Source organism: Paracoccus alcaliphilus, from assembly GCF_028553725.1.
Classification (GTDB): Bacteria; Pseudomonadota; Alphaproteobacteria; order Rhodobacterales; family Rhodobacteraceae; genus Paracoccus; species Paracoccus alcaliphilus.
This window is the reverse complement of sequence record NZ_CP067124.1, coordinates 1,090,249-1,115,715: the sequence shown is the minus strand read 5'-3', so window position 1 is coordinate 1,115,715 and position 25,467 is coordinate 1,090,249. Positions and strand designations below refer to the sequence as shown.

Genomic DNA, 25,467 nt, shown 5'->3' with positions numbered 1-25,467 from the left:
ACAAACCGGACTCGTTAAGACAGACAATCGGAAATGATCAGATCACATGGCGGGCGGAAACGAAGGCCTCCCAATATCGCGGCGCGGTTTCGGACATGTCATTCGAGGGGAACTGCAATTCCCAGCGGCGCGCCCGCAGCCGGGTGAAATCGGCCCGCATATAGGGCTTTCCGGCCTGCGATTCATGCGTCGCCAGCGCGCGCAGCTTGCAGTCGAATTGGGCGGTCACGTCGGCAAACCAGTTGGGCCGGAATGAGGGCTCGGCATCCACGCCCTCGGCCAGCAGCAGATCGGGCAGCCATGCGGCGCGGCGGGTGGCGATATGCACGGCGGCCTCGACCGCGACATGATCCTGATGGGCCAGACGGGCCTCTCCCGCGAAATGAGTCACGATCAGCGCCGGTCGCCATGTCTCCAGCAGGGAATCAACCCAGCCGATCAGGTCGCTGGACCTTGGCACCGAACCATCCCTGAAATCGCCGAAAACCACCTCGGCACCGATCAGGGCGGCGCTGGCGCGGGCCTCGGATTCGCGGTTCCATGCCTGACTGTCGGCGCCATTCTCGCCCCGCGTGGCGATGGCCATCACGATTTTCCACCCGGATTCCCGCAGCTTGGCCAGCAGACCAAAACAGGAAAGCTCGGCGTCATCGGGATGCGCGAACACGCTCAGCACAGTCGATTCGACCGTGGGGGACAAAAATTGCACCATGAAACAGACCGTCTTGCGAAACCGAAAACAGAACCGGAAAAACACTCCCGGAACGCCTATCGCCTAAGCAAACGGTGCGCGAAATACAATTACACCCCAGCCGGGCCAGATACCGCGCCGGATGAAAGTTGCCGCGATCCACGCCCGACAGCACAATCAGGGGGCGAGCACATGAATATCATCGGCGCATTCTCGCTCATCTCAGGAAAAATTCGCACAATCTATAGTTGCATAAATTTTTAGTTAATTTTCCATCTTTCCGGCGATTCCCGAGCATTTGACCCTGCGTCACTTCCGCTCGTTTCATCCTTAGCGATAGTCGAACCACGATTCCCGCCGCTCTGTATCGAAAACAGCAACATTCTGCACAGCAGCATCGAAGGGAATGATGCCCTCAATTGACTTGCCGCGCCGTCTGCCAGAGGTTCCGCCCAGCTTGTATGCTGTGTTCCGTTTCGTTCCAGAGTTCCCTCATTGTCCCGAGGTGATTGTTATCATTATGCAGTACGTCACGAAGAAGGCTATTGCGCCTTCAGCTTCCCGCCAGCGACCTGACAGCCAGACCGATCTGCGCGGTATTTATGCCCTGTTCGGCAAACGTTGGGTGGATATCGCGGGCGCGGTGCTGCTGCTGGTCACCTTCGCGCCGCTGATTCTGTTCATGGCCGTCGCCCTGCGGTTCCAGCGGGGGCCGGTGCTGTTCGGGCATCAGCGTGTCGGACGCGACGGCCACAGCTTCAAATGCCTCAAGTTCCGCAGCATGGTGCCGGACGCCGCCGAACGCCTGCAGGCGCTGCTGGACAGCGATGCCGAAGCCCGGCGCGAATGGGAACTGACGCGCAAGCTGGTCAATGATCCCCGGATCACCCCTGTCGGGCGGTTCCTGCGCAAGACCAGCCTCGACGAGTTGCCGCAGCTGCTGAACGTGCTGCGCGGCGACATGAGCCTTGTCGGCCCCCGCCCCGTCCCCGAATCAGAACTGGAGCTGTATGGCCCGGCGCGTGACGCCTATCTGTCGGTCCGTCCCGGCCTGACCGGGCTGTGGCAGGTCAGCGGGCGCAACGATATCAGCTATGCCACCCGCGTCGCCATGGACGAGGATTACGCCCGCAGCTTCAACCTGAAAACCGACCTGACGATCCTCGCCCGCACGGCGCTGGTCGTGCTGGGGGCGACGGGGAAATAACGACGCGGCGGGCGTCAGCGGCGGATGCGGGCGATCAGTACAGATGCCAGCGCGCCCAGATTGGCCGCCAGCACGAAGACGATCAATGCGGTCAATCCGCCCGCCCCATAAAGGAATGAAGCAAGCAGGGCGACGACGCCGACGATCATGCCGTTGATCAGATGTCCCACTGTCCTGCCTCAGGTAATCATGTCTGTTTCCACCAAATCCGCGCTGAACCGATCGTCCCGAAAGCCGGGCGCCAGCGGCATCGCATGCGGGCAAGCCCATGGCTGACACGACCGCCACAGGCGCGCAACCAAAAGATGATACACCGTTGAAGAAATTCATCAAAGGCGAGAATGGCGCCGGGTTGGTCAATGCCGTTCTGCTGATGGTGGCGCGGGTGGGCGCCAATGTTCTGGCGCTGATCTGGACGGTGCTGCTGGTGCGCCTTGTGCAGCCGGAACTGTCGGGCGCGGTGTTCCATGCGATCTCGGTGGCGCAGATCGCTTCGGTCACGCTGACGCTGAATGTCGAATCGGCCTCGATGCGCTTCGTGGTGCCGGCGCTGCACAAGGGACGCGCCGATCAGGCGGCCGGCTTCATCCGCTTCAACCGCCTGTTGGTCGCGGGTCTGGTGATTCCAGTTTCGGTGCCGCTGCTGCTGATGGTGGATATGGGTGCGGCGATGGTCCTGTCGGTCATCGTGGCGATGGTGGCCACGGCACTGGCGCGGGTGTCCGCCGGTCGCGGTGGCGGACACGCAGACCGGGCAACGGATTGTCGCAGAGGGTCTGGGCTTTGTCATCGAACGCGCCGATCCCGACCTGCTGGCAGATTTCCTGACCCGGCTGCCGGGGCCGAGATTGCATGAGGCGCGGCAACGCCTGCTGGCGCGTCCGGCCAGCGATTTCGTGCTGTCGCCCGGTGACCTGCGCCCGATGCTGGCGCCCGTCATGGGTTTTGACGACGCCGGTTTTGACGGGGCGGTGACAAAGGTATAGCCAGACCATGCCAGCCGGGCCTGACGGGTCAGCCAGCCGCCAACCGCAGGGCCACCTGCCAACCGCAAGAGGACGCAAGATGTATCTGGCGATGAACCGCTTTACCGTGCCGCTGGAAAATGCCGAGGAATTCGAGGCGCTGTGGCTGAACCGCGACAGCCAGCTGAAGGAACTGCCGGGCTTTGTCGAATTCCACATGCTGAAAGGCCCGGAAGAGGATGGCAACCGCCTTTACGCCTCGCACACGGTCTGGCGCAGCGAGGATGATTTCCGCAACTGGACCCGCAGCGAACAGTTCCGCGCCGCCCATCAGAACGCCGGGGACAAGCGCAGGCTGCATGTCGGCGCGCCGCGCTTCGAGGGCTTCAACGCGATCCAGCACATCCCTGCCTGAGCCGGATTCAGGGCCGGGGTCAGATCAGCCCCGGCCTTCCCGATTCGGGCCAATGGGCAAAGGGCAGCACCGCACCATCGCGGCGGCTGTTGGCGATCCGGGCCACGTCGATCTCGGCCATGACCCAGCCGGGCTGGTCCATCCCGCCCTCGGCAATGATGCCGGTTTCGGGCCAGAACCCGTCGGGCGGGCCATAAATCGCCGCCCGGCCCCGGTTTTCATCCAGCGCAGGCATCCAGTCGCAGGCCCCCACCGTCGGCGCCTGCACCACGACGCATTGGCTTTCCAGCGCGCGGGCCATCGCGCCGATCCTCACCCGCGAAAACCCCGCGACGGTATCGGTACAGGACGGCACCAGCACCAGTTCCACCCCGGCCTCGGCCAGCACCCGGCCCAGCAGCGGAAATTCACTGTCATAGCAGATCAGGATGCCGATCCGCCCCAGCACGGTGTCGAATACCCGCAGACCAGGCGCGCCGACGACATCCCATTCCTCGCGCTCGAACCGGGTCATGATCTGCTTGTCCTGGTGCCCGATCAGGCCATCCGGGCCGTACAGCACCGCGCGATTAACGGGACGCGCGCCCTCGAACACCGGGCCAGACGCGGCAAGGATATGGCAATCGTGCTGCCGGGCCAAAGCCTGATGCAGCGCCGCCACTTGGTCCCAATGCCGCGCGACCTCGTGCAGCGACACCTCCAGATCACCCGCAACCTCGCGCCCGCCCAGAGACGCAAGCTCCATCACGCCATATTCGGGAAAGACCAGCAGATCGGCCCCTTCGGCATCCTGAACCCAGCGGGTGATCTTGGCCTGATACTGGCTGAAATCGTCGAACCAGTCGATCGGATAGGCCGCCGCCGCGATCCTGACCATCTTCACAGCTCCCGCATCCAGAATTGCAATTGCTTGGCGGTCTGGGCGGGCTGGCCCCTGTCCTTCCATGAAAACGTCGCGATCACGCCCGGCAGGGGCTCATATCCACGCTTGCGCCAGAACCCGTCCAGCGGGCGATAATCCGCGGGCCGGTCGGGATGATCCGCCGGGCGGATCACGCTGCAAAACGCGGCATAGCGCAGGCCCAGGGCGCGCGCATGGTTTTCGCGCGCGTCGAAAAAGGCGTGACCCAGCCCGTGCCCGCGCCAGTCCGGCAACAGCACCGATTCGGCGCAATAGAAGATCTGCGACAGGGGCTCGGGGCGGTCAGCAAAGGCGGCGGCGAAATCATCGGCGTGATCGGTCATCGGCGCCCCGGTCGAGGCCCCGACGATCCGCCCCTCGCCCTCGGCCACCACGACAACCGCGCCGGGCGACTGATAGGCGGTCAGATAGTTGCGCTCGTATTCCAGATCGCCGTCATAGAGATAGGGCCAGTCGCGAAACACCGCGATCCGCAGCCGCGCCACATCATCCAGTGCGGCGGTCAGGGCATCGCCCGTCAGGATGCGGGTGGTGACGCTCATGCCCCGACCTGAGCCATCCAGTCGGTCAGGTTGTAATAGGTCGTCACCCGCGCGATCTTGCCGTCGCGGATGGCAAAGAACGCCCCGGCAGGCAGGCGATAGGTCTGGCCATTCGCCTCGGGCAGCCCCTCGTCGGTCTTGAGATAGGTCCCGTTCACGATGAATTCCGCCGCTGCCCGGTCACCCGCCTCATTGGCGAAGATCACCATGTCGGTCAGGTTTTCCTTATAGGTCTCGGTCATGTGGCGGTTGAACTGGGCAAACAGATCCTTGCCTTTGCGGATATCGCCCTCATTGACGTGATGTTCGACATCGTCATGCAGCATCTCCAGCATCCGGTCGGTCTGCCCGGCGTTGAAGGCCTCGTAATAGGCGGCGATCAGGGCTTTGCTGTCCATCGTCGGTCTCCTTGAATCCATCCCTCCCATAGCGCGCCTGCGGCCTCGCGTCACCTCCACCCAAAGGGTGATGGCGGCGCTTAACCGGGTCTTTACCCGGCCCGGGCTATGCTGCGGGACAAGGACGGGAATCGGTGGCGATTTGGGCGGGACGGAACGGAAAGGGGGCGATCAGGCGGCGCTGATGCGCCGGATCATGCTGGCCTGCGCCAGCCAGTTGCAGGCAGGACAGGTGCCCGCGCTGGATCTGGCCGGGCTTGGGGCGGAAAACGCCGCCGCCGCCGGGGCGCTGGCGGCGGCAGTGGCTCACAGCACGCATAAATCCCGGTCCCTGTCGGCCGGGCTGGAAACGCTGTCGGACGGCTTCGCGGTCTTTGACCACCGGATGCGGCTGCTTTACGCCAATCGCGCGTTCCGGAACTTCTTTGCCCCGGCGCTGAAGCTGACACCCGGCACCCATGTCGATCAGGTGGTCGATGCCCTGTCCGGCGGTGATCTGATCCAGATCACCGAAGGCACCCGCGCCACCCTGCTGAAGCAACTGGCCGATGGTGACGGCCTGCCGCGCAACGTCACCGCCCGCAACGGGCAAACATATCGCTGGTTCCTGAAATATGACGATAGCCGCCACCTGATCTGCCTTGCCAGCGACATCACCGCCGAGACCCGGCGCGAACAGGAACTGGAACAGGCGCGGCTTCAGGCCGAACAGGGCATCCGCACCCGTTCGCGTTTCCTGACGCATATGAGCCATGAACTGCGCACCCCCCTGAACGGCGTCATCGGCATGGCCGAGGTGCTGGCCGAAACCGGGCAGTCGCCGGAACAGCTGCGCCTGATCCGCACCATCCGCAGCTCTGCCGAGGCGCTTTTGTCGATCATCAACGACATGCTGGACCTTGCCCGGCGCGAACACGCCCGACCCGCCCGGATCGAAGCTCCGTTCAATCTGGAGGCAATGGCGATCGAGGTGCTGACGCTGCTTTGCCCGAACGCGGTGGAAAAGAAGCTGGACCTGCGGCTCAGCTATGACACGCTGACCCCGGCCAGCCATGTCGGCGATCCGGGGCGGGTGCGGCAGGTCCTGTTCAACCTGCTGGGAAATGCGGTCAAATACACCGTCGCGGGCCATGTGCGGCTGCGGATTCAGCAATGCCCCGGCGGCGTCATCATCATGGTCGAGGACAGCGGGCCGGGAATCGCCGATGAGGATATCGACGGCATTTTCGACGAATTCACCCGCCTGCCCGATCCCACCGGCCGCGAAACCCCCGCGGCGGGCACCGGGCTGGGCCTTGCCATCACCAGCAGGCTGGTGGCCGAGATGGGCGGCAAGCTGTGGCTGTGCAGCAGTCCCGGGCAGGGCTCGACATTCGGGGCACGGCTGCCCTTGCCCGCCGTGCCGGATTCCATGGCGCGTCCGGCGGTGCAGCCCGGCAAGGCGTCGGATACGCCGTGGATCATGTTCATCTGCTCGCGCCGGCTGGTCTGGCGGCGCGCGCGCCATATCCTCGCCACCGCCGATCTGCGGATGGAGGGTTGCGCCGATCTGGACGGGGCGAAAGCCATGCTGGATGCGGGACGGATGCCCGCGCTGATCATCTATGACGACAACAGGGATATCGGGCGGGCGCTGGCGCTGCGCCGCGAACTGGCGCGTATCGCACCCGGCATTCCGGTCTGGATCATGGCGGCGGTCGTTGTCACCCTGCCACCCGGCCACGGCTTCGACCGGATCGTGACCACGCCGGTCGAACGCGCCGCCCTGACCACCGCCGCCCGGCAGGTGCTCTATCCCCCGGATGCCGGACCGCAGCGCCGGATGCGGGTGCTGGCGGTGGACGACAATGCCACCAACCGGCTGGTGATCGACCGGATGCTGGCGGGCTGCAATATCGGCCTGCGCATGGCCACCAACGGGGCGCAGGCGGTCGGGATCTGGCGGGACTGGCACCCGGACCTGATCCTGATGGATGTGCTGATGCCGGTGCTGGACGGCCCGTCGGCGGCACGGCAGATCCGCGGCTCGGAAGGCTCGTCACTGGCGGCGCGCACAAGAATCGTCGCCATCACCGCCAATGCCGCGCCAGAGGAACGCGGCAGCCTGCTGGCCGCCGGAATGGACGACATCGCCGCCAAGCCGATCCGCCGCGAACAGCTTTTCCGGCTGTTGTCGCGCTATCGTCCGCCGGGCACGCTGCCGCCCTTGCCGGGATCCGCCGACAAGGGCGGGTAAGGACTTGAGTTTTCCGGCACAGATGCTAGCGCTCGGCGTGCAAAACGTGAAGGAGTTGCGCTCATGAACGCGGAAGACCGGCTTGGCCATCGCGCCATCACTTGCTTCAAGGCCTATGACGTTCGGGGCGAGCTGGGCAAGAACCTGGACGCCGACGTGGCCTATCGCATCGGGCGGGCCTTTGCGCAGGCGCGCGATGCCAAACGGGTCGTGGTCGGGCGCGACAGCCGCGCCTCGTCGCCGGAACTGGCGCAGGCGCTGATCGAGGGGCTGACCGATGGCGGCGCCGATGTGCTGGACCTGGGTCTGGCGGGCACCGAAGAGGTCTATTTCCACACCGGCTTTCACGACACCGATGGCGGGATCGAAGTCACGGCCTCGCATAACCCGATCAATTACAATGGCATGAAGATCGTCGGGCGCGGATCGGCGCCGCTGGATCCGGCCACCGAACTGCCGCCGATCGTCGAACTGGCCCAATCGGGCGAATTCACCCCCACAGCCAAGGGCAGCGTCACCGATTTCAGCGATGCGCGCGCGGAATATGCCCGCGCGATGGCCGATTTCGTCGATATCTCCGCGCTGAAGCCGATGAAAATTCTGGTCAATGCCGGAAACGGCACCGCTGGCCCGACCTTCGATGCCATCGCAGCCGAATTGCAGCGCCGGGGCGCGCCGCTGGACTTCGTGCGGATGCATCACGATGTCGATTCCAGCTTTCCCAACGGCATCCCGAACCCGCTGCTGCCGGAAAACCAGCCGCGCACATCCGATGCTGTCCGGGCCGAGGGCGCCGATCTGGGCGTCGCATGGGATGGCGATTTCGACCGCTGCTTCTTCTTCGACAAAAGCGGGCGCTTCATTCCGGGCGAATATATCGTCGGGCTGCTGGGCGTGGCCTTCCTTGAGAAATCGCCCGGCGAAAAGGTCGTCCACGATCCGCGCGTCATCATGAACACCCGCGCCCTGATCGGCGAGGCGGGCGGCGAAGCCGTGGTCAGCAAGACCGGCCATGCCTTCATCAAACGCAAGATGCGCGATGTCGGCGCGATCTATGGCGGCGAGATGTCGGCGCACCACTATTTCCGCGACTTCTATTACTGCGACAGCGGCATGATCCCCTGGCTGCTGATGGTCGAACTGCTGTCGCGCAAGGGCAAGTCGCTGGACGAGCTGCTGTCGGAGCGGATGCGGCTGTTCCCCTCATCGGGCGAGACGAACTATGAGCTGACCGATCCCGATGCCTCGATCGCCCGCGTCATCGGGGCGTTGGAGGGTAAGGCCAAGTCGCGCGACGATCTGGACGGCGTGTCGCTGGATTTCGGCACATGGCGCTTCAACCTGCGCAAGTCGAATACCGAGCCGGTGGTGCGGCTGAATGTCGAGGCAGATGGCGATGCCGGTCTGGTGGCCGAAAAGCAGGCCGAGATCGCGGCGCTGCTGAAGGGCTGAACAAGGGGAGCGCCATCACGGCGCCCCTTTACAGATCGTCGAAACCGAAGGCGATATAATCGCGCAGATAGGCCGCCCGCGCCGCCGCCGCCAGCTTGCGGTCGCGCAGGAAATCCGGGCAGGGTTCCGGGGTCAGGCCGGCCAGTTGCTCGGCATCGATACCGGTCGCGGCGCAGATCCCGGCCATATCCTCGGTCAGCCGATCTTCCCTCGCGATCAGGTCGGGGACCGTGAAACGGGCGAAACCGGCCAGAATCTCGGACTGGCTGGCCCAGCCGGGATGGGTCGGCAGCGTCGTCTGCGCGTTCAGGTTGCGGCGCAGAAAGCCCAGAAAATCGTGAAACAGCCGCAGCCGCTCCTTGTCGGACAGATCGGCCAGTTCCTCGTCACGCGGCAGGGCCACGCGGTGGACATCACGCATCACCTGCCGCATTTCGGGCCGGGCCGAGGCCAGCAGATGCAAAAAGGCGTCCCATGCCCGATGCAGCGGATGGCGCAGCACGGTGAAACTGCGATGGCCCGGATGGTCGCGCTTCCACTGGCGCAGGCTGGATTGGGTGAACTCGCCGCTGACCTTGCCCAGCCCCTGCATCCAGTTGCGGACCGTACCGCCGGGGCCGCCCTTGACCGGCATGAAAACCAGCCCCGCCCCCGCATCCGAGGCCATGAAGCTGGGCACCGCAGGCCCCCGGCGGGGTTCGAAATTCGGGATCTTGCGCAACTGGAACGGGTCCAGGTCTTGCAGGCTTTTCTGCATCTGTTTGAAGTTGCTGACCTTGTCGGCCAGTTCGCGCGGGTTCTGCGGCACCTGATCGTTGGCAACCTCGACCTGCGCGATATCCTTGCGGCCCAGCCAGTGGACCAGCCCGGTCATCACCGCCGTATCGCGCAGATCGTCATAGCCCAGCCAGAAAGCGGTCTGCCCGGTCGCCTGCAATCCGTGCTGCACCCGCAGCTGGAATTCCTCGATGTCCGTCAGCATCTGGCGAAACTCTTCGCCGTCGAAACTGATCGCGGCGGGGATCGGGGTTTCGGTCTCGTTCAGCTTCCACTGGTTCGTTTCGCGCGCCAGCAGGGTCGAGACATAGCTGTCCAGCGGGTTGCGCGTCAGCACGATCTTGGCGCAATGGCGGTCCTCGATGATCGCGTCGAACACCCGCGGATCGTGATCGTGGAAATAACGGAAACCCGGCAGATGCCCCGGCTTGTCGGTCAGCTTGCGCAACAGCGGCATCGGGTCGGCCTCGCGCTGATCGCGGGTGATGCCCTGCAATTCGTCCTTGTCGGGCCAGCCCATCATATAGGGGTTGAAGGCCTCGCCAAAGCAGGTGATGCGCTTTTGCGCGTTCAGTGTCGCCTCAAGCAGGTTCGAGCCGGTGCGCATCTCGGCGAAAATCACGAAGCTGCGGAAAGCGTCGCTCATTTGGGGCTGTTCCTTTCACTTTGGGGCACGGGGGCAAGCCCGTTCAGATCCCCGGTCAGCAGCGGGCGCAACCCGGCATTGCGCAGCCGCAGCAACAGTTGTTCAAGGCCCGCCATATCACGCATGTCGGGAAGGTCACGCACAAGTTCGGCATTGGGGTCGATCTGCCAGAAGGCGTTGTCCAGCAGGGCCTGCGGACGGGCCAGAAAGTCGGTCATGTCCCAGATCTGCACGCGCGCCTTGACCCAGACAGAGTTCAGCACGTCCAGTTGCCGCAACTCGACCCCTTGCAGGCGCGCGGCCATGCGGCGGATATTGTCGAAGGGCATGCCCGAATGCAGCAGCGGCAGCATCCACGCGCCGGTCACCACGAAGATATGCGCGTTCGGATCGGTCGCCATGAACCAGTTCAGCGACTGGTTGTCGCGCGGGCTGAACTGAAACACTTGCATCTTCTGCGTGATCCGGATCAGCGCCGTCAGAAACCCCTGCGGATCACGGTCGCGCACCGCCGCACTGGACGAGATCGCCCCCGGCCCGACCTTCGCGCCACGGGCGAATTCGACCTCATCGGGGGCGAAAAGATGGCCGTGAACATCGGCGGTGACATGCCGGGCCAGCCATTTGTTGAAGTGCGGATACAGATCGTTCAGCCCCTGAAACACCGCATAGGGGGCCGAGGTCTTGCCATTTTCGGCATCCTTGCGGGGAAAGCGGCTTTGCATATACAGCCCCGGTCGCCCATAGACCCGACGCCGCACGGTGCGGTTGATCAGCCTTTCGATCCGCACCGGATCAGGGGACAGAACCTGATCATCCGTCGAGACCGGGCGCGGAAAATGGTTTTGCAGCGCCGTCGCCCCGGCCCACATCTTGCGGGCGACGAAACAGCGCGATTCCTCCAGCAGCGGGATGTGATCGTCATAGAACTGATAGGGGCGGCCCTTGTGGTCGAACTTCGCCATGGTCAGCGAACGGCTTTCGATTCGCACCGAGTACCGCCGCGCCAGCGTCTGGAAATAGCTTTCATCCGGTATCCAGACGCTGCGGAAAAAGCTGTCGAACTCGACCCGGCGCGGCTCGTCCAGAATGGCGCGCAGCGTGGCGGCGGTCAGACACCACCATTGCGAGCCCAGGTGCGGCGACAGCCCGCGCGGCATCTTGCGATGCACCCCGAGCCGCCGCTGCAAGGCGACGAAACGGTCGAACAACTGCCGCTGACGGCGCCAGTCAAAGGGGAAATACAGTGTGAACCGTTCCTCGTTCAACCCGCCGACGGTCCAGCCAACATCATGGGCGCTGACGCTCTCGATGTGATCGCAGCGCGGGTCCAGCGCCAGAAATCCGATCAGCTCGGATACGTCACGCAGCGGCAGACAGGCCCCGGACGCCAGATAGACATGGGTGGTATCGGGATAATCGGCCAGCAGATGCGTCGCCGCGTCCTGCGTCGCCTGCACCAGCGAGAAACGGCCCCAGTCGCATCGGTGGCGCGGGGTGTACAGAACGCCCTCGAACCCGGCCAGCGCCTTCTGCATCTTCTCGACCTCGGCGGCGGGCACCTTGGCGTCGATATGGATCGCCAGCCGCGCGCCCCCTTCCAGCCAGATCCGCGCCATCCGCGCCGCCATCGCCAGATTGGAATGGCACAGCAGGACCACGCCCAGCCGCACCCCGGCCCCATCCCTCATGCCCAGTTCCCCCGAGAGATCAGGCCCAGCTCTTCCAGCTGCTGCCAATCGCTGTATTCGCGCGATTCCGGGCACCACAGATCGACCTCGTCCTGCAGTCCGGCGTGATAGGCGCGATATTCCTGACTGTTGGCGTAATGCTGGCGGCGGTCCAGCTCTTCGGACGCCTTTTCCGAGAAGGTGGACAGGAACTTGGCATGCAGCAGGCAGCCCGAGGCCAGTTCGCCCCCGTCCTCGTCATAGGTCAGGTTCAGCTTGCGCGGCAGCAGCATATGGGTCGAGCTGACATAGGCATAGCGCCAGAACCATTTGACCAGCGGGATCTTGTTCAGCGCCGGCCCCGCCAGCGGATCATCCCGGAAAAAGGCCCGGACGCGCGGCCCGCCCTGAATCCACAGATTGCCATAGGTGGGGTTCTTGCTGATGGTGTAATTCGCCGGATCGAACCAGCGCGCGATCTCGAACGGGTTCTGTCCCTCGTGATAGGGCTGCGCATCGACCGGCCCCTGCGGATACATGTCCAGCAACATCGCGGGAAAGGCGTTGCGGCCGGTATTTTCCAGCCAGTCGGTCAGCGCCTGAAGGGGGCGCGTCTCGTGATGGGGATAGACCAGAAACTCATCCGGATCGACGGTCAGGCACCAATGGCCGTTGCCATAGCGGAACAGCAACCAGTTGATCCAGTCCATGCCGAACCGCGCGCGTTTATAGCCGGATTTGGTATGCCAGACCGACACATCGGGTTGCTGGGACAGGTAATCCAGACTGCCATCGTCGCTGTCATTATCCACGAACAGGAAATGGCGCACGCCCAGATTGCGGTAATATTCAAGGAAATAGGGCAGCCGAAGACGCTCGTTCCGCTGGGTTACGAAGGCCAGGATGTCCTGTTTGCCGATCTGGCTGGTGCGGTCCACGACCACCCGCAGCCTGCGGCGGCGGCGCACGGCGCGCACGATCAGGCGTTGACGCTCGGCACGTCGGCGCAAGCGGTCCCAGATGGCCAGCTGCGTCAGGCCGCGCATGTCACACCCTCCGGCAGGACTGTTTCCCGGGCAAGTTCATCCAGCCGACATGCCGCCTGCGGCCCCCTTTGGCAAGGCTTTTGACTCATTTGTCTGTCCCACCCATCCAGCCGCCTGTGCCCAGCAATCCCAGCGCCTGCATCTGCCGCCAACCCGCATAGCGCAGGGCGCCGGGATGCCACAGAACCGGCGCATCGGTCAGCGCGCGATGATAGCCGACATAGGCGTCGGGATCGACGAAATGCTGGCGACGCTGCAATTCCTCCGCTGATCGCGCGGCAATTCCCGGCAGGAACTTGCTATGCAGCAGGATGCCCGACAGGCGCGGGTCGCCCGGCCCGTCCCACAGGTCGTTCATCCGCGGCGGCAGCATGGAATGGGTCGAGTTCACATAGACGAAGCTCCGGTCCCATCGGATCAGGGGCAGCTTGTTCAGCGTCGGCGACCGCCTTGGCCGATCCGCGAAAAAGGCCCGCTCGCGGATGCCGCCCTGCACCCAGCGGTTGCGGCGCGGCTGCATGACCTGACAGCGATAGGGACCGGGATCGAAGAACGGCAGCTGCTCCAGCACCGTTCCCTGCGCCGGTTCGTCCAGCGGCCCCTTGGGGAACAGGTCCAGCATCAACGCGCCCATGCCCCGGATGCCCTGCGCATCCAGATGGGCCGTCAGCGCGGCCAGCCCCCGCGCCTCGTGATCGGGATAGGCCAGCAGCTCATCGGCATCGACGGTCAGACACCAATGCCCGTGTCCGTGACGGAACAGCAGCGCGCCGATCCAATCCATGCCGAACCGCGCATCGCGATAGGATGCCCGGGTCTGCCACAGCGACACATCCCCCTGATCCAGCAGCAGCCGGTCCGAGCCATCATCGCTGTCATTGTCCACGATCAGGAAATGGCTGACCCCAAGCGCCCGGTAATGGGCCAGAAATTCCGGCAGGCGCTGGGTTTCGTTGCGCAGGCACGCGAATATCAGAATATCGCCCTTGCGGATCTGCGCCGTGCGGTCCGCCACAGGGGTCAGCGCCCGACCCGAGCGGATCGTGCGCCACAGCAGTTCACGCCGTTTCCAACGCAGGCGCCATGCGGACCACAGCCGCCGGGGCCACCTGCGCCGGTCGGGCGGGCTCACTGATCGTAATGCCCGGACTGGTGCCAGCGCCAGGCGTCCCCGATCATCTGCTTCATGGTCGAACGCTCGGGCCGCCAGCCCAACTCGTCCCGGGCGCGCTTGCTGCCGCAGACCAGCTTGACCGCATCGCCGCCCCGGCGCGGACCATCGACCATCGGCACGGCGCGATTGGTGACGTGTTTCGTCGCATCCACCACCTCGCGGACGGAAAACCCGTCGCCGGTGCCCAGACAGAACACCCGGCTGCCTTTGCCCGCGCGCAGCCATTCCAGCCCGGCCACATGCGCATCGACCAGATCCATCACATGAACATAGTCGCGGATGCAGGTGCCATCCGCCGTCGGATAATCGGTGCCGTGAATGGTCAGCGCATCGCGCCGCCCATCCACCGCATCCAGAATCAGCGGGATCAGGTGGGTTTCGGGGCGGTGGAACTCGCCCACCTCGGCCTCGGGATCGGCACCCGCGACGTTGAAATAGCGGAAGATCACATGCCGCAGCCCATCCGAGGCCGCGAAATCCACCAGCATATCCTCGATCGCGCGCTTGGAGGCGCCATAGGCGTTCAGAGGCGCTTGCGGCGTGCTCTCGTCCAGCACCTCGCCGTCGCGGTCGCCATAGGTCGCGCAGGTGGAGCTGAAGACGAAATCCAGACAACCCGCCGCCACCGCCGCCTCGATCAGGTTCAGCGATCCGGCGACGTTGTTGCGCCAGTATTTGCCGGGCTGGGCCATCGCCTCACCCACCTGTGACAGCGCCGCGAAATGCAGCACCGCCACGGGCCGATGTTCGGCAAAGGCCGCGTCCAGCGCGGCGCGGTCCATCAGATCGGCCTGAACCAGCGGGCCGAACTTCACCGCATCGCGCCAGCCGGTGGACAGGTTGTCCAGCGTCACCGGAACGTAACCGGCCGCCGCCAGCGCCTTGCAGGCATGCGAGCCGATGTAACCGGCGCCGCCGGTCACCAATACCTTGTCTGCCATCGCTTATTCAGCCGCCCGCCGCATCGACATGACATCATGCAGATATTCGGCGAATTCTTCCTTCAGCTCGTCGCGCGCCAGCCCGAAGGCCACCGTCGCCTGAAGGAAGCCCGCCTTCGAACCGCAATCGAAACGCTGGCCACGGAAGCGCAGGCCATAGACGCCGCGCCCGGCCTCGATCTCGTCGGCGATGGCATCGGTCAGCTGGATTTCCCCGCCCGAACCCTGCTTCAGCTTGTTCAGGTTCTGCATGACCGTCGGCGCAAGGATATAGCGCCCGATCACCGCCAGATTCGACGGCGCGGACCCAGCCGCAGGCTTTTCGACCATGCCGCGCGCGCGAACGATGGCACCCATATCCTCGGCCACGTCCAGAACGCCGTAAGCGGATGCCTTTTCGGGCGCGACCTCCATCGTGGCGACCATGCTGCCACCAGTCTCGCGATAGGCCTCGATCATCTGTTGCAGGCAGGGCGGTTCGCCCATGATCACGTCGTCGGTCAAGATCACCGCAAAGGGTTCGTCATCAGCCAGCAGGCGACGCGCGCACCAGACCGCATGACCAAGACCAAGCGCCTTGTGCTGACGGATATAGGCGATGGCGCCCGATTCCATGTTGGTCTGGCGCAGGATGTCCAGCAACTGGGTTTTGCCGGATTTCTTCAGGCTCGATTCCAGCTCATGGGCGTGGTCGAAATAATCCTCGAGCGCGCCCTTGCCGCGCGAGGTCACGAAAATGAATTCCGTGATCCCGGCCTCGCGGGCCTCATCAATCGCGTACTGGATCAGGGGGCGATCCACCAGCGTCATGATTTCCTTTGGGATACTCTTTGTCGCGGGAAGAAAACGCGTTCCCAAACCAGCCACGGGGAAAATTGCCTTGGTCACCTTGCGACTCATATCTGGCACCCTTCGTCCTTCCATTCAAATTTCGGCACATTTCGCAAAACCATGCCGACACGTTCACAACGCATATATTCTGGACAATCAAGGCACAGATTACCCCCGTCTTTGACGCAAAGCCATGACAACCAGCCCGGTTGCTCAAATTTTGCCTAACGGACGAAGGGGGAAGGCATCTTTCTGCTTAGCGCAGCCCCATCTCACGCATCATTGATTCCAGACGTGGAACATCTTCGGGGTTGTTGAGTTCCCAGAATTGGCGTCCGCGCGCCTGCACTTCGACACAGCGAATCGAGCGGCCCCGTTCGAGGAATCGCAGCTGCTCCAGCCCCTCCAGACGCTCCAGCGCGCCCTCGTCCCAGGCCGGATATTCTGCCAGCGCGGCGGGGCGATAAGCATAGACACCGACATGGTGGAACACCGGGCTGGGATCGTCGTCGCCATAATCGCCCGCCGCAAAGGGAATCACTTCCTTGGAAAAATAGAGCGCCCGGCTGTCGTGGCCAAAGACCGCGGTGGTGCCGCCGACGCGCCCGGCCATGCGGTCGGCAATCAGATCGGCCCGCATCCGCCCCGAACAGCGCAGCACCGGCGTCGCCACATCGGCACCCGGATCGGCGCGCAGGCCCGCCACCAGATCCTCGACGAACCAGGCGGGGGTCAGCGGCGCGTCTCCTTGCAGGTTCACCACGATTTCGGGCGCGATGCCCAGATTGGCCACCGCCTCGGCGCAGCGTTCGGTACCGTTGCGGCAGGCGGTCGAGGTCATCACCACCTCGGCCCCGAAGCCCTGCACATGGTCGCGGATACGTTTGTCATCGGTGGCCACCACCACCCGGTCGATGCCCGTCACCGTCATCGCGGCATCCCAGCTGCGGCGAATCAGGCTGCGGGATTCGCCCGAGGCGCCCCGCAGCTCGACCAGCGGCTTGCCCGGATAACGGGTCGAGGCATGGCGCGCGGGAATGACCAGCAGGACCGGCATTTCAGTCCTTGACCAGCAACACGCCCGGCGCGAAGGCGATGAAGAAGGGGTTTTCAAAGCCCGGCTTGCCATAGGCCAGCGGCGTATGGTCGTCAAAGCGCACCACCTGACCGCCCGCGCCGCGCAGCACCGCGTCGCCCGCCGCCGTATCCCATTCCATCGTCCGGCCAAGGCGCGGATAAAGATCGGCCTCGCCCGTCGCGACCAGACAGAATTTCAGCGACGATCCGGCGCTGGTCATGTCGCGCACGCCATATTGGCCGATATAGTGGTCCGTCGCCGCATCGCGGTGCGATTTCGACGCCACCACCATCAGCCCGCGATTGTCCGGCATCGGGTTGACGCCGATGGGATGGGTCTCGCCCGGCTGGTCGCCGAAGGGGCCCTTTTCCTCGACCGAGCGGCCGTCGGCGGTGGTATAGAACAACCGCCCCTTGGCAGGCGCATAGACCACGCCGCGCACCGGCAGGCCGTTCTCGACATAGGCGATATTGACGGTGAAGTCGCCGCGACGCTGCACGAATTCCTTGGTGCCGTCCAGCGGATCGACGATCAGGAAGGTGCTAAGGCTCTGGCCGTGGGTCTCGGCCTGTTCTTCGGTCACCAGCGCGATATCGGGGAATGCCGCGCGCAGACCGGCGGCAATCAGCGCATCGGCGGCCTCGTCGGCCTGCGTCACCGGCGAGTCGTCGGATTTGGCGCGCACGTCGAAATCTTCCGCCTCATAGATCCGCATGATCTCGGCGCCAGCCTGCAACGCCAGTTTCCGCATTTCAGAGGTGAGTCGGTCAAATTGCATCAGGTTTCCCCTTGGCTGAGGCGTATTGTGCCGCGGCGACTGATTGTCTCGCGGCTTCATCACCCTTATGATGCGACTGAACAGGCGGGGCAAGCACCCCGCCATCATGCAGGTGCCGCCGCAGCCCATTGGGCGCAGATCCGCGTCGGCGGAACGAATGGTGCCCAATCAGGGGCAGGATCGGGGCCGGGCCGGATTGTTTTCGCAACGCAACAACCGCAACATGGTGCAGGCAGCGGGCACGACGCTGACGCTGATTTATCACCAGACGGTCTATAACCTGCGGACCGAGCATCGCAACGCCATCGTCGGGTTGCTGATGACCATCGCGCAGACTTCGGTGATGATGATGGCCTTCATGGGCCTCTATCTGATCATGGGCGTGCGTTCATCGCCGATCCGGGCCGATTTCATCCTGTTCCTCATGTCCGGCATCATGCTTTTCCTGACCCATATCCAGACGGTGGGCGCGGTTTCGGGCAGCCACAATCTGGGCGGGCTGACCCGGCACCAGCCGCTGAACGCCGCGATCATGATCGCCGCGGCGTCGCTGGCGGTGCTGTATCGGCAGGCCATCACGATCATGACGCTGCTGGGGGTGTATCACCTGCTGTTCAACCCGCTGCGGCTGGAAGACCCGCTGGGATGTGTGGTGATGTTCCTGCTGTCGTGGTTCTCGGGCTGCTGCGTGGGGCTGATCTTTCTGGGGCTGCGGCCATGGTTCCCCAAGGGATCGAAGCTGATGACGACCATGTATCAGCGGATCAACATGATCGCCTCGGGCAAGATGTTCGTGGCCAATATTCTGCCCAACATCATGCTGCCGTTCTTTTCGTGGAACCCGCTGTTTCATGTCATCGACCAGACGCGCGGCTTTGCCTTCATCAACTATACGCCGCAAAAGACCGATCCCTATTATGCGCTGTGGTTTTCGCTGGTCGCGCTGATGATCGGGCTGCTGATCAACTTCACCACCCGCAAATACGAATCGATCAGCTGGGGCGCGACAAGCTGACCCTTCGCGCCCGCCGCAACCGCCAACCGCCATCGCAGCATGAAAATGAGAGTGATTTTGACCGGCTCTGACGCTTGCGGGGCCCGAAACCATCCCTATATACACCCCCGAAGCCGCCCGGACCGTTCCGGGTGAACTCTCGCACTGGCCAACTCAGCAAGGGATAGGCCGCGGGGGCCATAACGGACCCAAGGCCTGCATATCGCCGCAAGAAAGGTTATATCTATGTCAAAAGTCATCGGGATCGACCTCGGCACCACCAACAGCTGCGTCGCGATCATGGACGGCAGCCAGCCGAAGGTCATCGAAAACAGCGAAGGTGCCCGTACCACGCCCTCTATCGTCGGCTTTACCGACAGCGAGCGTCTGGTCGGCCAGCCCGCCAAGCGTCAGGCCGTGACCAACCCCACCAACACCGTTTTCGCCGTCAAGCGCCTGATCGGCCGCCGCATCGGCGACGAGGCCGTGGAAAAGGACCGCAAGCTGGTGCCCTATTCCATCGTGGATGGCGGCAATGGCGACGCCTGGGTCGAGGTCAAGGCCGAGAAATATTCCCCCGCTCAGGTCAGCGCGATGATCCTTCAGAAGATGAAGGAAACCGCCGAATCCTATCTGGGCGAAGCCGTGACGCAGGCCGTCATCACCGTCCCCGCCTATTTCAACGACGCGCAGCGTCAGGCGACCAAGGACGCGGGCAAGATCGCCGGCCTCGAAGTCCTGCGCATCATCAACGAGCCGACCGCGGCCGCGCTGGCCTATGGTCTGGACAAGAAGGAAACCAAGACCATCGCCGTCTATGACCTTGGCGGCGGCACCTTCGACATCACCATTCTGGAAATCGACGACGGTCTGTTCGAGGTGAAATCGACCAACGGGGACACGTTCCTTGGCGGCGAAGACTTCGACATGCGCATCGTCAACTATCTGGCGGACGAGTTCAAAAAGGAACACGGCGTCGATCTGACCCGCGACAAGATGGCCCTTCAGCGCCTGAAGGAAGCCGCCGAAAAGGCCAAGATCGAGCTGTCCAGCTCCAGCCAGACCGAGATCAACCAGCCTTTCATCAGCATGGATGCCAGCTCGGGCACGCCGCTGCACATGGTGATGAAGCTGACCCGCGCAAAGCTGGAAAGTCTGGTCGGCGACCTGATCAAGCGCACCATGAAGCCGGTTCAGGACGCGCTGAAGGATGCCGCCTGCTCGAAGTCGGAAATCGACGAGATCGTTCTGGTCGGCGGCATGACCCGCATGCCCAAGGTGATCGAGGCCGTGACCGAGTTCTTCGGCAAGGAACCGCACAAGGGCGTGAACCCCGATGAGGTCGTGGCTCTGGGTGCTGCCATTCAGGCCGGCGTGCTGCAAGGCGACGTCAAGGATGTGGTTCTGCTGGACGTGACGCCGCTGTCGCTGGGGATCGAAACGCTGGGTGGCGTGTTCACCCGCCTGATCGACCGCAACACCACCATCCCGACCAAGAAAAGCCAGATCTTCTCGACCGCCGAGGACAACCAGAACGCCGTGACGATCCGGGTCTTCCAGGGCGAGCGCGAGATGGCCGCCGACAACAAGATGCTGGGTCAGTTCAACCTTGAGGACATTCCGCCTGCGCCGCGCGGCATGCCGCAGATCGAGGTGACCTTCGACATCGACGCCAACGGCATCGTGTCGGTTTCCGCCAAGGACAAGGGCACCGGCAAGGAACAGAACATCACCATTCAGGCCTCGGGCGGTCTGACCGACGAGGATATCGAGCGGATGGTGAAGGATGCCGAAGCCAATGCCGATGCCGACAAGTCGCGGCGTGAACTGGTCGAGGCCCGCAACCAGGCCGAAAGCCTGATCCACTCGACCCGCAAATCACTGGAAGAGCATGGCGACAAGGTGGACGGATCGACCGTCGAGGCGATCGAACTGGCCATCGGCGCGCTGGAGGAATCGCTGAAATCCGAAGACGCCGGCAAGATCAAATCCGGCATCCAGAACGTGATGGACGCATCCATGCGGCTGGGCGAGGCGATCTACAAGGCGCAGGAAGCATCGTCCGAAGGCGCTGCGGAAGGCGACGAAGACCAGCCGCGCAACGTGGACGAGGACATCGTGGACGCCGATTTCGAGGATCTCGGCGAGAACAAGAAACGCGGCTGATCCGGGCCGCTTCGCCCCTTGGCCGGCCCCCCTCGGGCCGGCCGATTTCATGGGGCTGGTGAACAGGAAACGACATGGCCAAGCGTTGCTATTACGAGGTGCTGGGTGTGGCCCGCGGTGCCGCGCCAGACGAAATCAAGAAGGCTTACCGCCGCAAGGCGAAAGAGCTTCACCCCGACCGCAATCAGGACAACCAGAACGCCGAGGCAGGCTTCAAGGAAGTCAACGAAGCCTATGACTGCCTGAAGGACGACCAGAAGAAGGCCGCTTATGACCGCTTTGGCCATGCCGCCTTTGAAAATGGCGGCGGCGGTTTCGGTGGTGGTCGCGGGGCCCATCCGGGCGATTTCGGCTCGGCCTTCGCCGATGTGTTCGAGGATCTGTTCGGCGACATGATGGGCGGTCGTCGCGCGGGCGGCGGCCGGTCGCGCGCGCAACGCGGGCAGGATCTGCGCTATAATCTGGGCGTTTCGCTGGAAGAGGCCTATAGCGGTCTGCAAAAGACCATCAGGGTTCCCGGCTCGGTCGCCTGCGGCGAATGCGAGGGCACCGGGGCCGAGGGTGCGACCCAGCCGGTCGCCTGCCCGACCTGTGCGGGCATGGGCAAGGTTCGCGCGCAACAGGGCTTTTTCACCGTCGAGCGCACCTGCCCCACCTGCGGCGGTCAGGGCCAGATCGTCAAGAATCCCTGCAAGGCCTGTCACGGCGCTGGCCGCGTCGAAAAGGAACGCACCCTTTCGGTCAATATCCCCGCAGGCGTCGAGACCGGCACCCGCATCCGCCTTGCCGGAGAGGGCGAGGCCGGGATGCGCGGCGGCCCCTCGGGCGATCTCTATATCTTCATCGAGGTCCGCGAGCATCCGATCTTCCTGCGCGAAGGCAAGACCCTTGCCTGTCAGGTGCCGGTCAGCATGGCCACCGCCGCCCTTGGCGGCGAGGTCGAGGTGCCGATCATCGACGGTGGCCGTTCGCGCGTGAAGGTCCCGGCAGGCAGCCAGTCGGGCCGCCAGATGCGCCTGCGCGGCAAGGGGATGCCGCCACTGCGGCATGGTCCGGGCGCTGCGGGCGAACATGGCGACATGCTGATCGAACTGACCGTGGAAACGCCGGTGAACCTGACCCCGCGCCAAAGGGAACTGCTGCGCGAATTCGAGGCCGAAAAGGCCGACAACAGCCCGCAATCAGACAGTTTCTTCAACAAGGTCAAAGGCTTCTGGGACGACATGACCCGCTGATCTGCGGCGATTTTCGTTAACCTGTTCTTCACGATTCGGGACCATGCTGACGTCATGGACCCGAATCGTTCCTTTGGCGAAATGCCCCTGCCCTTGTTCACGCCCGCCGCCGATGATGTGCAGCCGGTGGCGGTTGCTTCCACGCGCCCCGTTCCTTCGACACGTCCCGGCAAAGCCGCGCCATCCTATCTGGCCGATCACCGCGCAAGGTTGCGCGAACGTTTCATGCAGGGCGGCGCGGCGGCCATGCCGGATTACGAGATGCTGGAACTGGTCCTGTTCCGTGCCATCCCGCGACAGGACGTCAAGCCGCTGGCCCGTCGCCTGATCGAACGATTCGGCGATTTCAACCGGGTGCTGTCGGCCTCTGCGGTCCGGCTGACGCAGGTCGAGGGCGTCGACCCCGCCGTCGTCACCGAGTTGAAGATCGTCGAGGCCGCGGCCCAACGTCTGGCCCGCGCCCGCATCCTGCACCGGCCGGTTCTGTCTGGCTGGCAGGTGCTGCTGGATTATTGCCACACCACCATGGCCCATCGCGAAATCGAACAGTTCCGGGTGCTGTATCTGGACCGCAAGAACGTGCTGATCGCGGATGAGGAACAGGCGCAGGGCACGGTCGATCATGTCCCGGTCTATCCGCGCGAAATCATCCGCCGGGCGCTGGAACTGAACGCATCGGCGCTGATTCTGGTGCATAACCACCCCTCGGGCGACCCCACCCCGTCGGATTCGGACATTACCATGACCGCCCGCATCGCGCAGGCGGCCGACAGCATGGGCATCACCATCCACGACCATCTGATCATCGGAAAATCGCGCGAACTCAGCTTTCGCGCCGAAGGATTGTTATAGGGCCGATGATGGAATCACCCCCGCCGACGGCATTCCCCGACGGCCCGACCGGCCATTTCCTGCCGGGATCATGGGTGCAGATTTCCAGCAACTGCGGCTTTTTGCGCCTTTTGGCGCAGGCTTAGATGCTGGACTGGCAAGGAATTGAACGCTAGAACCGCGAACGCGAAGGCTGCAATCAAAAGTGGCCGGATTGACGTATCGGCCAATTCCTTGGCCTGAATTGGAGAATTACCCGTGTCCCACGCAGATGATCACGTAGGCACCCGTAGGGATTTCCTCTACTATGCCACTGCGGGCGCAGGCACGGTGGCTGCCGGAGCCGCCGCCTGGACGCTTGTGAACCAGATGAATCCCTCGGCGGACGTTCAGGCCCTGTCGTCGATCCAGGTCGATGTCAGCGGTGTCGAGGTCGGTTCGCAGCTGACCGTCAAATGGCTGGGCAAGCCGGTGTTCATCCGCCGCCGCACCCCCGAAGAGATCGAGGCGGGGCGCGCGGTCCAGGTCAACGAACTGATCGACCAGAACGCCCAGAACGCCAATGATCCGGCGGCCTCGGCCACGGATGAGAACCGGACCCTGGACGAGGCCGGCGAATGGCTGGTCCAGATCGGCGTCTGCACCCATCTGGGCTGCGTGCCGATCGGCGATGGTGCCGGCGATTTCGGCGGCTGGTTCTGCCCCTGCCACGGGTCGCATTATGACACCGCCGGGCGCATCCGCCGCGGTCCCGCGCCGCAGAACCTGCACATCCCTGTTGCAGAATTCATCAACGAAACCACGCTCCAACTGGGCTGAGGAGGGCTTCACATGGCCGGTATTCCACACGACCATTACGAGCCCAGGACGGGCTTGGAAAAATGGCTCCACCGCCGTTTGCCGGTGGTCAGCCTGATTTACGACACGATCATGATCCCCACCCCCAAGAACCTGAACTGGTGGTGGATCTGGGGCATCGTGCTGGCCTTCTGCCTTGCGCTGCAGATCGTGACCGGCATCGTTCTGGTAATGCATTACACGCCGCATGTCGATCTGGCCTTCGCCAGCGTCGAACATATCATGCGCAACGTGAACGGCGGCTATATGCTGCGCTATCTGCACGCCAACGGCGCCTCGCTGTTCTTCCTGGCGGTCTATATCCACATCTTCCGCGGCCTTTACTACGGTTCCTACAAGGCGCCGCGCGAAGTGACCTGGATCGTCGGCATGCTGATCTATCTGCTGATGATGGCCACCGCCTTCATGGGCTATGTGCTGCCCTGGGGTCAGATGTCCTTCTGGGGCGCCACGGTGATCACCGGCCTGTTCGGCGCGATCCCCGGCATCGGCGAGCCGATCCAGACCTGGCTGCTGGGCGGACCCGCGGTCGATAACGCCACGCTGAACCGCTTCTTCTCGCTGCATTATCTGCTGCCCTTCGTGATCGCGGCGCTGGTGATCGTCCATATCTGGGCCTTCCACACCACCGGCAACAACAACCCCACCGGGGTCGAGGTGCGCCGCACCAGCAAGGAAGAAGCCGAGAAGGATACTCTGCCCTTCTGGCCCTATTTCGTGATCAAGGACCTGTTCGCGCTTGCCGTGATTCTGGTCGCCTTCTTCGCCATCGTCGGCTTCATGCCGAACTATCTGGGCCACCCCGACAACTATATCGAGGCGAACCCGCTGGCGACGCCCGCCCATATCGTGCCGGAATGGTATTTCCTGCCCTTCTACGCGATCCTGCGCGCCTTCGACAGCGAGGTCTGGCTGGTGCAGCTGGTCAACTTCCTGTCCTTCCGCATCATCGACGCCAAGTTCTTCGGCGTGCTGGCGATGTTCGGCGCGATCATCGTGATGGCGCTGGTGCCCTGGCTGGATACCAGCCGCGTGCGCTCGGGCCGTTACCGCCCGAAGTTCAAGTGGTGGTTCTGGCTGCTGGTGGTCGATTTCGTCTTGCTGACCTGGGCAGGCGCCATGCCGGCCGAAGGGATCTATCCCTATATCGCGCTGGCCGGTGCGGCCTATTGGTTCGCCTATTTCCTGGTCATCCTGCCGCTGCTTGGCGTGCTCGAAAAGCCTGAACCGATGCCGACGACCATCGAGGAAGACTTCAACGAACACTACAAGCCAGCGCAACCTGCCGAGTAAGGAGAGCCAGAACATGACCCTGAGGACCAAGACGCTCACGGCCATTGCGGCCCTGACGATCTCTGCCGGCGGCTTTGCGATGGCGCAGGACATCTCGCCCGCCGGGCAAGAGCCCGCGACCGAAGCGCAACCCGCCGAGGAAACCGGGACCGCCCCTGCCGCCGACACCGAAACCGGTGCTGGCGAGACGGCCACCGATGCAGCGGATGATACCGCTGCCGAGGGAGCTGATGCCGAAGCACCCGCCGCCGAGGAAGCTGCCGACGAGGCCGTGACCGAGGACGCGGCGGACGTATCCGAGGAACCCGCCGCCGAAGAACC

At 63.9% G+C, this 25,467-nt stretch carries 25 protein-coding genes; 12 read left to right on the top strand and 13 right to left on the bottom strand.

The annotated features are described in order from the left end of the window. Nucleotides 1-37 precede the first annotated feature (37 nt). Nucleotides 38-712, bottom strand: coding sequence for a PIG-L deacetylase family protein (locus tag JHW40_RS05710; RefSeq protein ID WP_090611956.1), 675 nt, complete (start codon nt 710-712; stop codon nt 38-40). 499 nt (nt 713-1,211) lie between these two features. On the opposite strand from JHW40_RS05710, the gene JHW40_RS05705 reads away from it, so the two are divergent. Further along, nucleotides 1,212-1,898 (top strand): sugar transferase, encoded by a 687-nt coding sequence (locus JHW40_RS05705; RefSeq protein WP_211657294.1) that lies wholly within the window; start codon nt 1,212-1,214, stop codon nt 1,896-1,898. Between the two features lie 14 nt (nt 1,899-1,912). Here JHW40_RS05705 and JHW40_RS05700 read toward each other — a convergent pair whose 3' ends face one another. Next, nucleotides 1,913-2,068, bottom strand: a complete 156-nt coding sequence (locus JHW40_RS05700) for a hypothetical protein (protein WP_170851803.1) — start codon at nt 2,066-2,068, stop codon at nt 1,913-1,915. Nucleotides 2,069-2,214: 146 nt separating this feature from the next. Here JHW40_RS05700 and JHW40_RS05695 point away from each other — a divergent pair, with 146 nt between their 5' ends. The 3 genes from JHW40_RS05695 to hmuQ all read left to right on the top strand — a co-directional run bounded on the left by JHW40_RS05695 (nt 2,215) and on the right by hmuQ (nt 3,278). Next, nucleotides 2,215-2,754: a polysaccharide biosynthesis protein gene (locus JHW40_RS05695; RefSeq protein ID WP_090611962.1), complete on the top strand. Its 540-nt coding sequence runs from the start codon at nt 2,215-2,217 to the stop codon at nt 2,752-2,754. Then, complete coding sequence (locus JHW40_RS05690; RefSeq protein WP_170851804.1) at nt 2,747-2,884, top strand: hypothetical protein; 138 nt, start codon at nt 2,747-2,749, stop codon at nt 2,882-2,884. The genes JHW40_RS05695 and JHW40_RS05690 overlap by 8 nt, the downstream gene beginning before the upstream one ends. A gap of 79 nt (nt 2,885-2,963) precedes the next feature. Next, nucleotides 2,964-3,278, top strand: coding sequence for a heme-degrading protein HmuQ (gene hmuQ / locus JHW40_RS05685; protein WP_090611964.1), 315 nt, complete (start codon nt 2,964-2,966; stop codon nt 3,276-3,278). Between the two features lie 19 nt (nt 3,279-3,297). On the opposite strand, the gene JHW40_RS05680 is transcribed toward hmuQ, so the two are convergent. Genes JHW40_RS05680 through JHW40_RS05670 form a run of 3 tightly spaced genes read right to left on the bottom strand, consistent with a single transcriptional unit; the run spans nt 3,298 to nt 5,140 of the window. Next, entirely contained in the window at nt 3,298-4,155 is an 858-nt protein-coding gene (locus tag JHW40_RS05680; RefSeq protein WP_090611967.1) for a carbon-nitrogen hydrolase family protein, read from the bottom strand. A gap of 2 nt (nt 4,156-4,157) precedes the next feature. Further along, nucleotides 4,158-4,742 carry a GNAT family N-acetyltransferase gene (locus JHW40_RS05675; protein ID WP_090611969.1) on the bottom strand — a complete coding sequence of 195 codons (585 nt, stop codon included), beginning with the start codon at nt 4,740-4,742 and terminating at the stop codon, nt 4,158-4,160. After that, the gene (locus JHW40_RS05670; protein ID WP_090611971.1) at nt 4,739-5,140 is read right to left on the bottom strand and encodes a ketosteroid isomerase-related protein; all 402 of its coding nucleotides are present in this window, start codon (nt 5,138-5,140) and stop codon (nt 4,739-4,741) included. The genes JHW40_RS05675 and JHW40_RS05670 overlap by 4 nt, the downstream gene beginning before the upstream one ends. Before the next feature lie 184 nt (nt 5,141-5,324). Here JHW40_RS05670 and JHW40_RS05665 point away from each other — a divergent pair, with 184 nt between their 5' ends. Further along, nucleotides 5,325-7,376: an ATP-binding protein gene (locus tag JHW40_RS05665; protein ID WP_170851805.1), complete on the top strand. Its 2,052-nt coding sequence runs from the start codon at nt 5,325-5,327 to the stop codon at nt 7,374-7,376. A 63-nt stretch (nt 7,377-7,439) separates the two neighbouring features. Then, the gene (locus JHW40_RS05660; RefSeq protein WP_090611976.1) at nt 7,440-8,828 is read left to right on the top strand and encodes a phosphohexomutase domain-containing protein; all 1,389 of its coding nucleotides are present in this window, start codon (nt 7,440-7,442) and stop codon (nt 8,826-8,828) included. A 28-nt stretch (nt 8,829-8,856) separates the two neighbouring features. On the opposite strand, the gene JHW40_RS05655 is transcribed toward JHW40_RS05660, so the two are convergent. The 8 genes from JHW40_RS05655 to cysQ all read right to left on the bottom strand — a co-directional run bounded on the left by JHW40_RS05655 (nt 8,857) and on the right by cysQ (nt 17,769). Then, nucleotides 8,857-10,251, bottom strand: a complete 1,395-nt coding sequence (locus tag JHW40_RS05655; RefSeq protein WP_090611979.1) for a sulfotransferase family 2 domain-containing protein — start codon at nt 10,249-10,251, stop codon at nt 8,857-8,859. Beyond that, on the bottom strand, nt 10,248-11,942 hold the full coding sequence (locus JHW40_RS05650) for a DUF5927 domain-containing protein (RefSeq protein WP_090611982.1): 1,695 nt from the start codon (nt 11,940-11,942) through the stop codon (nt 10,248-10,250). Before JHW40_RS05650 ends, JHW40_RS05655 begins: the two co-directional genes overlap by 4 nt. After that, nucleotides 11,939-12,967: a glycosyltransferase family 2 protein gene (locus JHW40_RS05645; RefSeq protein WP_090611985.1), complete on the bottom strand. Its 1,029-nt coding sequence runs from the start codon at nt 12,965-12,967 to the stop codon at nt 11,939-11,941. The genes JHW40_RS05650 and JHW40_RS05645 overlap by 4 nt, the downstream gene beginning before the upstream one ends. Nucleotides 12,968-13,052: 85 nt before the next feature. Then, the gene (locus JHW40_RS05640; protein ID WP_090611988.1) at nt 13,053-14,099 is read right to left on the bottom strand and encodes a glycosyltransferase family 2 protein; all 1,047 of its coding nucleotides are present in this window, start codon (nt 14,097-14,099) and stop codon (nt 13,053-13,055) included. Then, nucleotides 14,096-15,082 (bottom strand): UDP-glucose 4-epimerase GalE, encoded by a 987-nt coding sequence (galE, locus tag JHW40_RS05635; protein WP_090611990.1) that lies wholly within the window; start codon nt 15,080-15,082, stop codon nt 14,096-14,098. Before galE ends, JHW40_RS05640 begins: the two co-directional genes overlap by 4 nt. A 3-nt stretch (nt 15,083-15,085) precedes the next feature. After that, the gene (locus tag JHW40_RS05630; protein WP_090611992.1) at nt 15,086-15,982 is read right to left on the bottom strand and encodes a UTP--glucose-1-phosphate uridylyltransferase; all 897 of its coding nucleotides are present in this window, start codon (nt 15,980-15,982) and stop codon (nt 15,086-15,088) included. Between the two features lie 187 nt (nt 15,983-16,169). After that, nucleotides 16,170-16,970, bottom strand: coding sequence for a 3-deoxy-manno-octulosonate cytidylyltransferase (locus tag JHW40_RS05625; protein ID WP_090611995.1), 801 nt, complete (start codon nt 16,968-16,970; stop codon nt 16,170-16,172). Between the two features lies 1 nt (nt 16,971). Further along, a complete protein-coding gene (cysQ, locus tag JHW40_RS05620) occupies nt 16,972-17,769 on the bottom strand; it encodes a 3'(2'),5'-bisphosphate nucleotidase CysQ (RefSeq protein WP_170851806.1) in 798 nt (265 codons plus the stop codon). A 157-nt stretch (nt 17,770-17,926) separates the two neighbouring features. On the opposite strand from cysQ, the gene JHW40_RS05615 reads away from it, so the two are divergent. The 6 genes from JHW40_RS05615 to petB all read left to right on the top strand — a co-directional run bounded on the left by JHW40_RS05615 (nt 17,927) and on the right by petB (nt 25,146). Beyond that, entirely contained in the window at nt 17,927-18,784 is an 858-nt protein-coding gene (locus JHW40_RS05615) for an ABC transporter permease (protein WP_244519180.1), read from the top strand. 225 nt (nt 18,785-19,009) lie between these two features. Next, nucleotides 19,010-20,929 carry a molecular chaperone DnaK gene (dnaK, locus tag JHW40_RS05610; protein WP_090611999.1) on the top strand — a complete coding sequence of 640 codons (1,920 nt, stop codon included), beginning with the start codon at nt 19,010-19,012 and terminating at the stop codon, nt 20,927-20,929. 74 nt (nt 20,930-21,003) lie between these two features. Next, nucleotides 21,004-22,164 (top strand): molecular chaperone DnaJ, encoded by a 1,161-nt coding sequence (gene dnaJ / locus JHW40_RS05605; protein WP_090612002.1) that lies wholly within the window; start codon nt 21,004-21,006, stop codon nt 22,162-22,164. A 54-nt stretch (nt 22,165-22,218) separates the two neighbouring features. After that, complete coding sequence (gene radC, locus JHW40_RS05600; protein ID WP_090612004.1) at nt 22,219-23,016, top strand: RadC family protein; 798 nt, start codon at nt 22,219-22,221, stop codon at nt 23,014-23,016. A gap of 237 nt (nt 23,017-23,253) precedes the next feature. Continuing rightward, nucleotides 23,254-23,814 carry a ubiquinol-cytochrome c reductase iron-sulfur subunit gene (gene petA / locus JHW40_RS05595; RefSeq protein ID WP_090612007.1) on the top strand — a complete coding sequence of 187 codons (561 nt, stop codon included), beginning with the start codon at nt 23,254-23,256 and terminating at the stop codon, nt 23,812-23,814. A gap of 12 nt (nt 23,815-23,826) precedes the next feature. Then, nucleotides 23,827-25,146, top strand: coding sequence for a cytochrome b (gene petB / locus JHW40_RS05590; protein ID WP_090612010.1), 1,320 nt, complete (start codon nt 23,827-23,829; stop codon nt 25,144-25,146). Nucleotides 25,147-25,467: the final 321 nt, after the last annotated feature.

What these genes read in the sequence shown, in the direction of transcription:
- JHW40_RS05710 (WP_090611956.1), bottom strand. Translation starts at nt 712, where the DNA reads ATGGTGCAATTTTTGTCCCCCACGGTCGAATCGACTGTGCTGAGCGTG.
- JHW40_RS05705 (WP_211657294.1), top strand. Translation starts at nt 1,212, where the DNA reads ATGCAGTACGTCACGAAGAAGGCTATTGCGCCTTCAGCTTCCCGCCAG.
- hmuQ (WP_090611964.1), top strand. Translation starts at nt 2,964, where the DNA reads ATGTATCTGGCGATGAACCGCTTTACCGTGCCGCTGGAAAATGCCGAG.
- JHW40_RS05680 (WP_090611967.1), bottom strand. Translation starts at nt 4,155, where the DNA reads ATGGTCAGGATCGCGGCGGCGGCCTATCCGATCGACTGGTTCGACGAT.
- JHW40_RS05675 (WP_090611969.1), bottom strand. Translation starts at nt 4,742, where the DNA reads ATGAGCGTCACCACCCGCATCCTGACGGGCGATGCCCTGACCGCCGCA.
- JHW40_RS05670 (WP_090611971.1), bottom strand. Translation starts at nt 5,140, where the DNA reads ATGGACAGCAAAGCCCTGATCGCCGCCTATTACGAGGCCTTCAACGCC.
- JHW40_RS05665 (WP_170851805.1), top strand. Translation starts at nt 5,325, where the DNA reads ATGCGCCGGATCATGCTGGCCTGCGCCAGCCAGTTGCAGGCAGGACAG.
- JHW40_RS05660 (WP_090611976.1), top strand. Translation starts at nt 7,440, where the DNA reads ATGAACGCGGAAGACCGGCTTGGCCATCGCGCCATCACTTGCTTCAAG.
- JHW40_RS05655 (WP_090611979.1), bottom strand. Translation starts at nt 10,251, where the DNA reads ATGAGCGACGCTTTCCGCAGCTTCGTGATTTTCGCCGAGATGCGCACC.
- JHW40_RS05650 (WP_090611982.1), bottom strand. Translation starts at nt 11,942, where the DNA reads ATGAGGGATGGGGCCGGGGTGCGGCTGGGCGTGGTCCTGCTGTGCCAT.
- JHW40_RS05645 (WP_090611985.1), bottom strand. Translation starts at nt 12,967, where the DNA reads ATGCGCGGCCTGACGCAGCTGGCCATCTGGGACCGCTTGCGCCGACGT.
- galE (WP_090611990.1), bottom strand. Translation starts at nt 15,082, where the DNA reads ATGGCAGACAAGGTATTGGTGACCGGCGGCGCCGGTTACATCGGCTCG.
- JHW40_RS05630 (WP_090611992.1), bottom strand. Translation starts at nt 15,982, where the DNA reads ATGAGTCGCAAGGTGACCAAGGCAATTTTCCCCGTGGCTGGTTTGGGA.
- JHW40_RS05625 (WP_090611995.1), bottom strand. Translation starts at nt 16,970, where the DNA reads ATGCCGGTCCTGCTGGTCATTCCCGCGCGCCATGCCTCGACCCGTTAT.
- cysQ (WP_170851806.1), bottom strand. Translation starts at nt 17,769, where the DNA reads ATGCAATTTGACCGACTCACCTCTGAAATGCGGAAACTGGCGTTGCAG.
- JHW40_RS05615 (WP_244519180.1), top strand. Translation starts at nt 17,927, where the DNA reads ATGGTGCCCAATCAGGGGCAGGATCGGGGCCGGGCCGGATTGTTTTCG.
- dnaK (WP_090611999.1), top strand. Translation starts at nt 19,010, where the DNA reads ATGTCAAAAGTCATCGGGATCGACCTCGGCACCACCAACAGCTGCGTC.
- dnaJ (WP_090612002.1), top strand. Translation starts at nt 21,004, where the DNA reads ATGGCCAAGCGTTGCTATTACGAGGTGCTGGGTGTGGCCCGCGGTGCC.
- radC (WP_090612004.1), top strand. Translation starts at nt 22,219, where the DNA reads ATGGACCCGAATCGTTCCTTTGGCGAAATGCCCCTGCCCTTGTTCACG.
- petB (WP_090612010.1), top strand. Translation starts at nt 23,827, where the DNA reads ATGGCCGGTATTCCACACGACCATTACGAGCCCAGGACGGGCTTGGAA.